The organism is Calothrix anomala FACHB-343, from assembly GCF_014696435.1.
GTDB classification, from domain to species: domain Bacteria; phylum Cyanobacteriota; class Cyanobacteriia; order Cyanobacteriales; family Nostocaceae; genus Aulosira; species Aulosira anomala_A.
This window is the reverse complement of sequence record NZ_JACJQG010000024.1, coordinates 87,127-100,472: the sequence shown is the minus strand read 5'-3', so window position 1 is coordinate 100,472 and position 13,346 is coordinate 87,127. Positions and strand designations below refer to the sequence as shown.

Here is a 13,346-nt window from a genome sequence, read left to right as displayed (position 1 = left end):
TCAGACTTGAGATTTTGTTGCCAATTACATCATAACTGACAATCTATCGCTAAAAGTTGAAGAGTTTAAGCGTTTGAAAACACGCCATAGCGAGCTTTTCCTTGCCGTTTAGCATGGTACATTGCAATATCAGCATCTCTGAGTAGGTTGTGGGGTTCTTCATAATGACTGCTACTCAAAGCAATACCAATGCTAGCTGTGGGAATTATCTGATGTCCGTTGAGGTTAAGTGGTACGCTTAAAGCTTCTTGAATGCGTTTAGCAACATTAGTAGCGTCTGTAACGTCTTTAATATCTTCTAAAAGGACAGCAAATTCATCCCCACCAAATCTAGCAACTGTATCGCCACTACGTAAACATAACTCTAAACGACGCGCGATCGCTACTAGAAAATCATCGCCGATTGCGTGACCAAAGCGATCGTTAATCCCCTTAAAACCATCTAAATCTAAAAATAAAACTGCAAAATTATAATCATTGCGTCGTCTGCTGCGTTCAATTGTTTGCCTGAGACGATCTAGAAATAATACTCGATTGGGAAGCGCAGTTAAGGCATCGTGACAAGCATTGCGCAGTAATTGTGCTTCTGTTTGTTTGCGTTGACTAATATCTTGAAAGACTAAAACCGCACCATCGATATTGCCATCAGCATCGCGAATCGGTGCTACAGAATCACCAATAGGTATAATCTTGCCATCCTTAGTCAGCAGGTTACAGTTATCGGGGATATTTAAAACCTCTCCTGCTTGTATAGCTTTAGTGGCTAAATTATCAATTACTTCATCCATCTCTTTGTCAATTAAGTTTACAACTTCTTCTAAATCCTTGCCATAAGCTTCATTTTGCCTCCAACCTGTGAGTGCTTCGGCTACAGGATTCATCATTTGAATACTCCCATCAGCACAAGTAACAACTACGCCACAGCCCATACTGTTAATAATTGCTGTGAGTCGCTGCTTTTCTGCTTCATATTTTTGGTTCAACCGATGCTTGTAAAGAGCCATTTCTACAGCAAAATGTAAGTCTTTTTCAGCACATGGTTTGTGAATATAACTAAATGGCTCGCTGAGTTGCTTTTGGTGTGTTTGCTTGTCTGCTGAATACTCAGTTAAATACACAACTGGTATCTGGAAATCATTCTGGATAATATCCCCAATTTCAGTACCATTAATTTTACCTGCCAAGCAGATATCAATTAATACTAAATGTGGATTATCCTCCGCTATTTTTTTGATGGCTTCTTCACCAGAAGCTGTCAATTCTAAAACAGAATACCCTAACTTCTGCAAACTATTTCTGATATCTGAAGCTAGGATTCTTTCATCCTCAACAACTAAGATTTTGTGGGAGAACATGTTAGACTAATCTGTTGGCTAAAGTGCAGATTTTGTTTTCAGTCTCGGCTCACTCTGAAAATCAATAATCCTATAATAATCAATCTCTAATCTACCTGTGTAGTACCTGGAGTAAAAGAATAACTAAGTTTTTATTTACATATTTTTGATTTTCCTCATACAGTTGATATCCGGTTAATAAGCCAAGATACTATTTAAAAATGTAAATTGCCATACAATTATCTGAAACTAAATAAATTTTTTGGCAATTTGACAGTAATGAATCAGAAAAAGCACAAATCTTTGCGGTTTCTACGGAAGGGTAATAAAGATTTGAACCTTAATAGACTGACTAAATAATAGGTATTCTAGAAGTAATAAACTGTGAAGCATTTAATTTACACATTGAAACCGCAGGGTGTAAGGGAGACACTAGGCAGCTTTTAACACCATGAAAATGTTGCAATTTCAGTGACAATTAGCTTATCAAATTCTTCTAGACTGTTGCAAGTATTCAGGATATTTAATGTGTAGTCCGGCTATTTTTTGCTACACTTTTGACTGAGTAGATTAAAAATCCTAATGTATGTTTTGAACGAATAGTACAGGATTTTACTATATAAAAAGTATAACAATATACTATTTATTTAAATCCTCTATCAATTGGATGAGATAAGAATGATAGATTGCTTATATTTAAGCCAAGATAAAACAATTACTTACATGTATAAAAATATTGTCCAAAAAATCCTGATGGATAAATTTTCAGCAGAAAAATATTGAAGTCAATAGTCCAGAGTCAATAGTCTAGAGTCAATAGTCCAGAGTCAATAGTCCAGAGTCAATAGTCCAGAGTCAATAGTCCACTGTTGAGAATTGATTGACCATTAAGCATTAACCATTGACCATTGACTATTGACCATTGACCATTGACCACTCTTAAATATTGGGCTGAGTTCTAGTCAATTCAATCAGAATTTTGCCGCCAAAGTCGGGGATGGGTGCTGCGGGTTTGCAGAGAATGACTTTGACTTGGGTAATGCGATCGCTCTGTTGGAGAATAGAATCTGCAATTGTGCTAGCTAGCTTTTCCACTAAAGCAAACTTGGATGTTTTAATCAGGCTTTGGACTAAGCTAATCACGCTGCGATAATCTACTGTATCTGCGATCGCATCTGTCTGTCCCGGAGTCGCCAAATCTAACCATAATGTCACATCAGCCTCAAACCATTGTCCGAGAACCTGTTCTTCTGCTAAAAACCCCGTGTAGCCATAACCGCGAATTCCCGTTAAATGAATGCAGTCCATAACAGTCAAAATACGAATTTTGCATTCTGGATTTTAGCTGGATTTGTCCCGTTGCAGTATAGGCTTGAGTAGTTGAGGATTTAGTTATTGTTCTGTTTGCTGGAATGTCGATCGCTTATAGCAATGTTAATCAACTTTGGGCTGATATCTTAACTCAGACCCTCAAGCGTTTAGGGTTGGCTTGTGCTGTGATTTGTCCGGGTTCCCGTTCTACACCGCTAGCAGTGGCGTTTGCTGCACAAAGGCCGGATATTGATGTTATCTCAATTCTCGATGAACGTTCCGCCGCTTTTTTTGCTCTAGGACAAGCAAAAGCGAGTGGGAAACCTGCGGTACTGGTTTGTACTTCTGGGACAGCTGGCGCGAATTTTTATCCAGCTGTAATTGAAGCTAGAGAAAGTCGCGTACCTTTGTTAATCTTAACTGCGGATAGACCGCCAGAATTGCGCGATTGTCACTCCGGACAAACTATCGATCAACTAAAGTTATACGGTGGATATCCCAACTGGCAGACAGAATTAACTTTACCCATAGCAGATATGGGGATGCTTGGCTATCTACGACAAACAATTATTCATGCTTGGGAACGGACGCAAATACCCTCACCGGGGCCAGTACATCTCAACATTCCTTTACGCGATCCTTTAGCGCCGGTTCCTGATGGTATTGATTTGAGTGATTTGCAATCTCAGTTAAATTTTGTAGAGTTTTTCGCGGGATTAACAAATACTTTCCCTATACCCCATTCCCGATACCCAATTCCCGATGAATGGCTGCAATGCGATCGCGGAATTATTATCGCTGGTGTTGCCCAACCACAGCAACCGCAAGATTATTGTAGAGCGATCGCCCGACTTTCTCAAACTTTAAAATGGCCTGTTCTCGCCGAAGGACTCTCACCCCTAAGAAATTACGCCCACCTCAACCCTGATTTAATTTCCACCTACGATTTAATTCTGCGCCATCCCCAATTAAGTAAAGAACTAGCACCCACAATGGTAATTCAAGTAGGAGAAATGCCTACTAGTAAAGAATTACGTAATTGGATCAATGCTACACAACCGCGACGCTGGGTAATAGATCCTAGCGATCAAAATCTTGATCCTTTACATGGAAAGACGACTCATTTGAGAATTTCGATTGAGGAATTAGAGGTTGGGGGACAAGGTAGGGAATCAATTCCGGAATACTTGCAATTGTGGTGTGATGTAGAAGCTCAAGTGAGAACTGCTGTTGATCGGACTTTGGGGACAATGGCGGAGTTATTTGAAGGTAAAGCAGCTTGGTTACTTTCGCAAACTTTACCGCCAGGAACGCCCTTATTTATTGCTAATAGTATGCCAGTGCGGGATGTAGAATTTTTTTGGCAACCGAATAATTTAGGAGTGCGATCGCATTTTAACCGGGGTGCTAATGGTATTGATGGCACATTATCTACAGCTTTAGGAATCGCCCATCACAATCAAAGTGCTGTGATGTTAACAGGAGATTTGGCTTTATTACACGATACTAATGGCTTTTTAATTCGCAACAAATTTATCGGACATCTCACAATTTTATTAATTAATAACAATGGTGGCGGTATTTTTGAAATGTTACCCATTGCCAAATTTAACCCACCTTTTGAGGAGTTTTTTGGCACTCCCCAAGATATTGATTTTGCTCAATTGTGCGCTACCTATAGCGTAGAGCATGAATTAATTAATAATTGGGAACAGTTACAACAAAAATTAAACCCACTACCAACCCAAGGAATTCGTGTTTTGGAACTGAGAACAAATCGCGCCCATGATGCCCAATGGCGACGAGAAAATTTACAACAATTTGCGAATAATATTAAATGTTGACGGTTGACGGTTGACTGATAAATTCTTAATTACGAATTACGAATTACGAATTACGAATTACGAAGTTTCTAGCTAATCCTGAATTAACACTGTATTCGCTGCTGGTGAGTCTGTTTGTGACTCAGTTGAGGCTATGGGATATTGCTCTGCAGATGCGATCGCATTAGACGGGAAAGAAATATGATCTACTGGTGGATTATCGGTACAACAGCCGTCTTTCCACTTTCCACCTAGTTTCTGCTGACATACTTTTTGAATCTGCTGTTCCATAAAGAGTAGCAATTGTTGCAACTGCTGTAATGTATCTGAATATCATAGTATTAAATGGTAAATTCCGGCAACTAGCGGTAACGAACCTGCATAATTCGGCAGCATAAGCATTTGCGAAATTGCGCTCAAAAAATCCTCTCGTTCACCCAAAATAACACCCACACCCTCAAAGCCTGGAGCTAAAGTTACAAAACCCACCTACGCAGCCTAAATTTCTTCAGCCTACAAAGGTAGGCTTTGTACAATTAGCCGCACCCTTCAGGGTGACGGCGGGATTTCGGGATAAGCTGATAAATTAAATAAGATTTTCTCGCGTTCATCTGTCTTAAAAATCGCCTTGACTATTGACAACTGTACGGGCGGGTTCACAAATATCCTCACCGATCAACGATAATTCTCAATAAACCCGCCCCTACTGACTATTGACTATTGAGAGGATGTTTTAAAAGTCTTCTTGTTAGGAGCCAAAAGTTTGAGATCCCCCTAAATCCTCCTTAAAAAGGGGGACTTTGATTCTTTTCCCCCCTTTTTTAAGGGGGGTTAGGGGGGATCGACTAGTATCTAAAATCACAGCCAACCACTTTTCAAACAACCTCTGACTATTGACTATTGACTACCTTTTCAACCCTCAACCAACAGTCAACAAAGCTGCAGGAATACGTTGACTAGGCAACAACAAATGGTCAATAATTTGATTGCGTAAATCTTTAGTCAAGTAACTATCGCTGTGAATACATTTAAGCAGCAGAATATTAGCGTAAAAATAATCTTTTAAAATCTTAATTTCATCTTCAGTAAATATCACATCATTCCAACCAATATCTAAATATAAACGCATAGCCGATCGCAATCTATTCGCCCAGTCTAACCAATCTGATTCTGGTGCTTGCTCATCTGGGCGACTTTCTTTTAAAAAAACGAGAAACTCTGCTAAATCTTCATTGATATAATTACCCGGTTCCTCTGCATATTCGCTACAATGATGAACTTGCGCCAGCGAGTAATTTGGTTGTATTTGTTGCGATTCTGACTGAATATTTTCTTGTGCTGGTTTAGTAATACAAATTACGCCACTATTTTTATCAATTAAACTAACTTCTGTTCGCAGTTGCGGTTTTGTGACAATTTGCTCGCTAGCCGGAAGTTCTTGCTTTAACAAAGGACTTAAGTTTTGCGATTCAAAGCCTTTTTCTTGAGTTTTTGTATCTACTATATGGGCATGGTAATCAACCAAATCAAACGCAAAATCCGATAGTAAAGAACGAGGATGTATAGATTTTCTTTCTTTATTGATTTCTCTTAAACTAACAGCTAGTTCTTGCGCTAAATGGTAATCAATCTTTGACTGTAAATTACTATATAATTCAAATACCTGATCGACAAACAAATAAAAAGCCCGCCAAGAACTAGATTTGACACCATGTAAGGTAGTGACATTATCTAGCCAAATTAACATATCTTGTAAAACCTTGTTTTCCACGACTAGCAGATTAATTTGGCGAAACATCAATTTAAAAAAATCATCAGTATTCGCCAATCTTCCCGCAATCATCAAAAATACTTCTCGCCACTGACGCTTTGTTAAATGTTGTTGTATCACTTCATTTAACGTCGCTTGATTTCTGCTTTCTACTACATGATGCGCTACAAAATATTCTTGAAATGTCAGATGCGAAAAAGAGTAAACATCTTGGGATTGTTTAATCAATAAGCCATGATTAGTTTCAATCGCTTTTAAAATCTCCTGACTTTCCTCCGCCAAAGTTTCTGGCGGAATTTCTAGAAAATTGTCTAAATAATCCTCAATTAAGGTTTCTAACTCTCGTTGCAACCAAAAATACTGTTGTGGTTCTTGGTTAAAAGCTTGATAAGCTATTTGACTTAGTAAGTTGACTTTGCGCTGATATGGTAAATTAAATTTATTAACTGCATTTCTATCTATGCGTCTGCTAGCATCCCATTTGCGTAACAGAATATTCACCGCATCTTCAGTCAATAAGTAGCGATTTCTCGGAAACTCATAGTTATCTTGAAATACCAAACATAACATAGTCAACAGCAACGGACTTGTGGTTAGCTCTTTAATAGAACTATTCTTTTCTAATTCTCCTAAAAATTTAGCTGCTAACGCTGGTTCCTGGCACAGTTTAAACCATTGTCTGACAAATTCCTTAACTTGTGGTTCTTTAAAATCTGCGATTTCTACTTCGGTAAAATGCTCAAATATATAATCTACCGCACCAGAACGACAAGTTAAAACAAAGATATTTTTGGGATATTGCTCGACAAAACTATGAATTTGGCGATAAATGCGATCGCTTTGGGTTTCTGCAACTTCATCTAAGCCATCTAACAAAATCAAACAGCGCCCTAATTTGAGCAACTGCTGTACAATTTCTGCTGGCTGAGTCACAAATTTGATAAAATCTTTTTCAATAAAATCAATCAAATTGGGTTGATTTTCTACATCTGCAAATGCTTTTAAAGAAATCCAAATTGGTAGGGGTTGATTTTCTAAATCCCTAGCCGATGTTGCTAGATGTTTTAAAAATGTCGTCTTACCTGCACCAGGGCTACCCCAAACCAACAGCTTGCGATATTTTTTGACTGCATCAAAAGCTAAAATATCGTCATGACGCACTCGATAATTCAGCCGACTAAATTTGAGATTTTCGTTGGATAAATTCAGGCGTAAATCTTCAATTGTTTTTTGGTGTTTAGCTGGAACCGTTTCCAGAACTTTGACATTGGTGTAAATGCTATTAAGTTGTACTGGCTGAGTCATTGACAGCACTTTCATATTGTTGCATTTTACCTGAATATATTCTTGGTATTCTGCAATCCAATCTGTCTTCACCTCAACATCTACTGTTTTGCCTTTCTCTACAGCAGCTTGTTGTCTTAACGCTTCTTGATAACTTTCGTAACCCAATAATACACCGCACAAGAAATTCAAGTTCTTCTCTTGCATCTTGATGGGTTCGCTACTATTAAAAAAATTGCGAATAGTTTTATCGGAGATGACATCTTTAGTACTGTTAGTTTTATCTCGATAAACATTATTCAGTTCAGTAATCAGTAGTTTAGGCGAACCGCCAAACTTTTCTATATAAGCTTGCTTTAATTTTTCCCAAATCTCTTGCACGATGATGATTGCTGTCATTTCCTATCCTCTACTTCTGGATAATTTTTGCACCCTCTAGAAACTAGAGCCAATGGAGCGGGCAAATATTAAAACAATCATCGCTAAAAGATTAGATAATTGATGACTCAAATTTTCTGTTTTGTCTATTTTTTCAGCTTTTATAGACATTTCCAGATATTTTCAAATGTATTTTACCGTACAAATACTTATAATACTAGCTATTCATCATTTTCCATCTGAGTTTTATTGTTACTTTACAAAGATGTACCTGATGGGGTGACGATACTTACCACCCTTGATTAACATCCTCAAAGCTGGATAACTCCTATTTGATATTGATCCCGGCTGCTGTGTTTCTAGTTTCTACCCAAAGTCAATAATTTCGCTACATCAAAGCAAATTGCTATTGATTGTGAGTAATACATAGCATCAACAAAAAATCATGTATCTCTCATTACTGACAAAATCATTTCTCAGCAATAAATTTCCGTGTTTTGTTAGCTTCTATTTCTAGCTTCTCTTCCTCAAGATAGAAGTTGCAATTTAAATTTTTTCCATCTCCAGATAGTAGCAGTTCTTTATAAAAGGTTTGAAGATGGCAAATAACCGCTCATTACCGATATTTTCCTAACCTCACTACCGCTTATTCTCAAATACATCTTATGAGCAACAGCAAAATCAGCCATAAGGCATACCTAAAACCGCCAAATGAGCGCTTAAATGAACTTAATTGTCTAATTTGTGACAAATTCAGAGTTACCCTGAATAACATCAACTCCGCTTTAATCCTTTTAAGTCGAGTGAGGCTGGATCAAAAGAAGAAACGTATCGCCTTGGAATTTATTGAGGAGAACGCTCATATCCAAAGCCTACTTCTAGATGAATTACTCAACAGGCGTTTTGTTTCCGCAGCTGCTAGTCAGTCGCTTTTGAGTTTAGTGGGGGAGATAAGATTCGCAGTCAATACCATTAGTTCTTGGAGCAAATCCTTACATGGTAATCAGCTTGAGCAAAGTACCCTCATTCAAGGTATTGAAGTCATGGGATACCATGCAAAAACTGAAAATGAGCTAATTGATCGGCTACAAACCTGGATACTGACACAAAATCAAGTTTATTCTGCCGCAAGCGATCGCTAATCTCAACCCTATGCATCTACTACATCTCACATCAGGGTCATGTTGAAAATATGCACAAAATCTCTATTATGGGAAAAATTTACCCAAAAATTAACGTTTTTAGCGATTCGGGATAACTTCCCCATCGCTAATGAAAAAGCCCGAACCCAAGTTAAGAATCACAGGATTCGAGCCGACTAATTTTTTCTCTATTCATATTTTATCACTCAGCCATCGGCTTTGACCGTTTCACTGTTGGCTTTTTCCTCTCATAACTTGGGCGTAGGGATTCACACACCTACTCAATCAAAAGGATGAACTCTGTGAATCGCCCACAAAATAATGTTTGGATTTTTCTTTATACTGCTTTGTTGGCTAGTTTGTTAGCGATGCTACTGGGGTTTGACGGGAAAGTTTCTCTACAGGTGACACCTTTCAACTTCACAGTCATTATTGATGCTTCTCCTACTAGCCGTGGGATTGACTTACCGTTACCAGAGGTAAATAGTCAATCACCGGCTCAACTACCAGAACAATAGCATCTTGTAAATGTAGCGATCGCTCTCCAGATGATACAAGCTGTAATCTCTAGGATTAGCCCCGAAATGGCACAGCGATCGTTACATTAGAAAATATATAACCAAAAATCATTATCGAGTCAAAGCGATCGCCGCTCACACATCATCATGAATGCAAACGCTATTATTTCCCAAAATCCCCTACTTAAAGGTACTGGCTTACCTCCCTTTACAGAAATTAAACCAGAGCAAGTAGTACCAGCCTTTCAGCAGCTCGTTACAGAACTAGATACAGAACTTGCCAACTTAGAAACTAATGTACAGCCAACTTGGAGCAGTTTAGTAGAACCCTTAGATAAACTCACAGAACGCTTATCTTGGACTTGGGGAATAGTCAACCATTTAATGGGGGTAAAAAATAGCCCCGAACTCCGGGAAGCTTACGAAGCAGTACAGCCAGATGTCGTTCAATTCTTCACCAAGCTCGGACAAAGCAAACCTCTATACAATGCTTTCAAATCTCTCCGTAATAGTGCTGAATGGAACACCTTAGAATCAGCACAGCAAAGAATTGTAGAAGCTGCAATTCGCGACGCAGAACTATCTGGTGTCGGCTTAGAAGGAGAAGCCAAAGAACGTTTCAACGCCATTCAACTAGAATTAGCAGAACTTTCCACCAAATTCTCTAATCATGTGTTAGATGCTACCAAAGCTTTTAGCTTAACCCTCACCACTAAAGCAGAAATCGACGGCTTACCCCAAAGCTTACTCAGTCTAGCAGCCCAAGCCGCCCGTGCTGCCGGTGAAGAAAACGCTACACCAGAAAATGGCCCTTGGCGCATCACCTTAGACTTCCCCAGTTACGGGCCTTTTATGCAGCATAGCACCAGACGCGATTTGCGCGAACAGCTATACAAAGCATTTATCAGTCGTGCTGCTTCTGGCGATTTAGATAACAATCCCCTGATCGAGCGCATTTTAGAATTACGTCAAGAACTAGCCGGTTTACTCGGCTTCCATAACTTTGCTGAATTGAGCCTAGCCAGTAAAATGGCTCCTAATGTCGAAGCCGTGGAAGCTTTACTAGAAGAACTGCGTCAGGTAAGTTATGATGCAGCCGTCAAAGATTTAACCGCACTCAAAGAATTTGCTTTATCTAAAGGCGCACAAGAAGCTGAAGATTTAAAACACTGGGATATTAGCTTTTGGGCGGAACGTCAGCGAGAAGCAAAATTTGACTTTACCGCCGAAGAATTACGTCCTTACTTCCCCCTTCCTCAAGTTCTCGACGGTTTATTTGGCTTAGTAAATCGCTTATTTGGCGTTACCGTCACCCCCGCCGATGGTCAAGCCCCAGTATGGCATGAAGATGTCCGTTACTTCCAAATCGCTGACGAAACCGGTGCGCCCATCGCTTACTTTTACCTCGATCCCTACAGTCGCCCTGCCGAAAAACGCGGCGGTGCTTGGATGGATGTTTGCATTAATCGCGGTAAAATCGTCGAAAATGGCGTGACTGGCATCCGCTTACCAGTCGCCTACTTAGTTTGTAATCAAACACCCCCCATTGATGGTCAGCCCAGCTTAATGACTTTCAACGAAGTAGAAACCTTATTCCACGAGTTTGGACATGGTTTACACCACATGCTTACCAAAGTGGATTATACAGGGGCGGCAGGTATAAATAATGTCGAATGGGATGCCGTCGAACTACCCAGCCAATTCATGGAAAACTGGTGTTATGAGCGTCCCACCTTATTTGGGATGGCGAAACATTACCAAACAGGCGAACCTTTACCAGAACATTATTATCAAAAGCTCATAGCCGCACGCAATTACATGAGTGGTAGCGGGATGTTGCGTCAACTTCACTTTAGCAGTGTAGATTTAGAACTACATTCACGCTATCGTCCCGGTGGTAACGAAACCCCCAGCGATGTCCGTCACCGCATCGCCAAAACTACCACAGTCTTACCTCCACTCCCTGAAGATGCTTTTTTATGTGCTTTCGGTCACATCTTTGGCGGTGGTTATGCGGCAGGTTATTACAGTTACAAATGGGCTGAAGTCCTGAGTGCAGATGCTTTTGCCGCCTTTGAAGAAGCAGGGCTAGAAAACGAAGCAGCAATCAAAGATACTGGTAGACGCTACCGCGATACAGTCCTGGCGCTAGGTGGTAGCAAACACCCAATGGAAGTATTTACAACCTTCCGGGGACGGGAACCTAGTACTGCTCCCTTGTTGAGACACAATGGCTTAAGTAGGGGCTAGGAATTTTAGATTTTAGATTTTGGATTTTAGATTCAAATACAATCTAAAATCCAAAATCCAAAATCCAAAATTGTTCCAATGCCCAATGCCCAATATTAAAAAAGCTCAAACAGCAATGTTTGAGCTTTAACAAAATTTAATAAAGTTAGTGGGACTGATGAAATTACAGTCCCTAAACTTTTTTTAATAAACCCTGTAATTTAGTAGCGACCGCCACGGTTTCCACCGCCACCGCCATAGCCACCGCGATTACCACCACCAAAGGAACCTTTGCTTTCCTTGGGCTTGGCTTTATTAACTTTGAGATCCCGTCCCATCCATTCAGCACCATCGAGCGCTTCAATAGCAGCAGTCTCTTCAGTGTCTGAACTCATCTCCACAAAAGCAAAGCCGCGTACACGGCCTGTTTCACGGTCGGTAGGTATTTGAACTCGCTTGACAGAACCATATTCTGCAAAAACCGCAGTCAGTGCATCTTCTGTAACTTGGTAAGAAAGGTTACCTACATAAACTGACATAGAATGTCTCCAAAATCGTCAACTTGTAGAGATTTAGATTTCGGAGAGAGTCTGAAAATACCAAAAGGAAAAAGCCAATCAATACTAACAAAAAACACTATCACCGAATTAATTCTCATCTTTACTTATGATACCGCAACTCTTCTTAGCAAGTGGAGACTTTAAAAAAATTTTTAACTAATTATTCTTAACTTATTGGGGGGAAAGATAAAAATTATTTGTCAATATTCAATAGTCATATAGTCATTGGTTATTTGTTACTGAGTTTACCGAAGTGTCGAAGTTCTGCTGCGTTTAGGTATGATAAAGACTGTGCAAAAAAAGGCCGGCTGATGAGCAACAACATACCTAATACCCAATATCCAGTTGAAGAGTTACTGCTGCGGCGTTGGAGTCCTGTAGCTTTCTCTGAACAACCAGTAGAAACAGAAAAATTATGTACCGTTTTAGAAGCTGCTTCTTGGGCTGCATCTTGTTTTAATGAGCAACCTTGGAGCTTTATAGTTGCAACTAAAGATAATCCGGTGGAATTTGAACGGTTATTAAGTTGCCTAGTACCAGCAAATCAAGATTGGGCAAAGAATGCTCCAGTACTGATGCTGTCTGTCGCCAAGCTTTACTTTCAGCATAACGGTACAGAAAACAGACATGCTTTTCATGATGTGGGAGCAGCTTCTGCGACTCTAGCAATCCAAGCTACTGCATTAGGACTATATATTCACCAAATGGGGGGATTTGATGCAGCTAAAGCCAAAGAAGTTTATGGCATAGCTGAAGGTTATGAAGCTGTAGCAGCGATCGCTCTCGGTTATTTAGGAGATGTCAATACCTTATCCGAAAAGTTGCAACAACGACAATTAGCGCCACGCCAGCGCAAAAACCTGGAAACCTTTGTTTTCTCTGGCAGTTGGAACCAGGTTTCTCCCTTAGTCACCAACTAAAATTAAACCGCAAAAAAAGAGACTGCCGATCCAAAAATTCCAGGCAGCAGCTTTGTACTGACAATTTCTCATGCTG

The 13,346-nt window shown here is 39.7% G+C and carries 10 protein-coding genes; 5 read left to right on the top strand and 5 right to left on the bottom strand.

Features of this window, described 5'->3' with window-relative positions:
- Positions 1–65 precede the first annotated feature (65 nt).
- Complete coding sequence (locus tag H6G08_RS15735) at positions 66–1,355, bottom strand: GGDEF domain-containing response regulator (RefSeq protein ID WP_190544284.1); 1,290 nt, start codon at positions 1,353–1,355, stop codon at positions 66–68.
- A gap of 918 nt (positions 1,356–2,273) precedes the next feature.
- A complete protein-coding gene (folB, locus tag H6G08_RS15730) occupies positions 2,274–2,642 on the bottom strand; it encodes a dihydroneopterin aldolase (RefSeq protein ID WP_190544281.1) in 369 nt (122 codons plus the stop codon).
- 104 nt (positions 2,643–2,746) lie between these two features.
- Between folB and menD the strand changes: the two genes are divergently transcribed.
- A complete protein-coding gene (gene menD / locus H6G08_RS15725; protein ID WP_190544278.1) occupies positions 2,747–4,489 on the top strand; it encodes a 2-succinyl-5-enolpyruvyl-6-hydroxy-3-cyclohexene-1-carboxylic-acid synthase in 1,743 nt (580 codons plus the stop codon).
- 72 nt (positions 4,490–4,561) lie between these two features.
- Here menD and H6G08_RS15720 read toward each other — a convergent pair whose 3' ends face one another.
- Together H6G08_RS15720 and H6G08_RS15715 are read right to left on the bottom strand one after the other, a co-directional pair.
- Positions 4,562–4,759 (bottom strand): hypothetical protein, encoded by a 198-nt coding sequence (locus H6G08_RS15720; protein ID WP_190544275.1) that lies wholly within the window; start codon positions 4,757–4,759, stop codon positions 4,562–4,564.
- Between the two features lie 628 nt (positions 4,760–5,387).
- Entirely contained in the window at positions 5,388–7,922 is a 2,535-nt protein-coding gene (locus H6G08_RS15715) for an NACHT domain-containing protein (RefSeq protein WP_190544272.1), read from the bottom strand.
- A 644-nt stretch (positions 7,923–8,566) separates the two neighbouring features.
- Here H6G08_RS15715 and H6G08_RS15710 point away from each other — a divergent pair.
- From H6G08_RS15710 to H6G08_RS15700, 3 genes are all read left to right on the top strand, one after another.
- Positions 8,567–9,043 (top strand): hypothetical protein, encoded by a 477-nt coding sequence (locus tag H6G08_RS15710; protein ID WP_190544269.1) that lies wholly within the window; start codon positions 8,567–8,569, stop codon positions 9,041–9,043.
- Positions 9,044–9,345: 302 nt separating this feature from the next.
- Entirely contained in the window at positions 9,346–9,561 is a 216-nt protein-coding gene (locus H6G08_RS15705) for a hypothetical protein (RefSeq protein WP_190544266.1), read from the top strand.
- A 147-nt stretch (positions 9,562–9,708) separates the two neighbouring features.
- Entirely contained in the window at positions 9,709–11,811 is a 2,103-nt protein-coding gene (locus H6G08_RS15700; protein ID WP_190544264.1) for a M3 family metallopeptidase, read from the top strand.
- A 200-nt stretch (positions 11,812–12,011) separates the two neighbouring features.
- On the opposite strand, the gene rbp is transcribed toward H6G08_RS15700, so the two are convergent.
- Complete coding sequence (gene rbp, locus H6G08_RS15695; RefSeq protein WP_190544261.1) at positions 12,012–12,329, bottom strand: RNA-binding regulator; 318 nt, start codon at positions 12,327–12,329, stop codon at positions 12,012–12,014.
- A gap of 332 nt (positions 12,330–12,661) precedes the next feature.
- On the opposite strand from rbp, the gene H6G08_RS15690 reads away from it, so the two are divergent.
- Positions 12,662–13,270: a nitroreductase family protein gene (locus tag H6G08_RS15690; RefSeq protein ID WP_190544258.1), complete on the top strand. Its 609-nt coding sequence runs from the start codon at positions 12,662–12,664 to the stop codon at positions 13,268–13,270.
- The last annotated feature ends 76 nt before the right edge of the window (positions 13,271–13,346 follow it).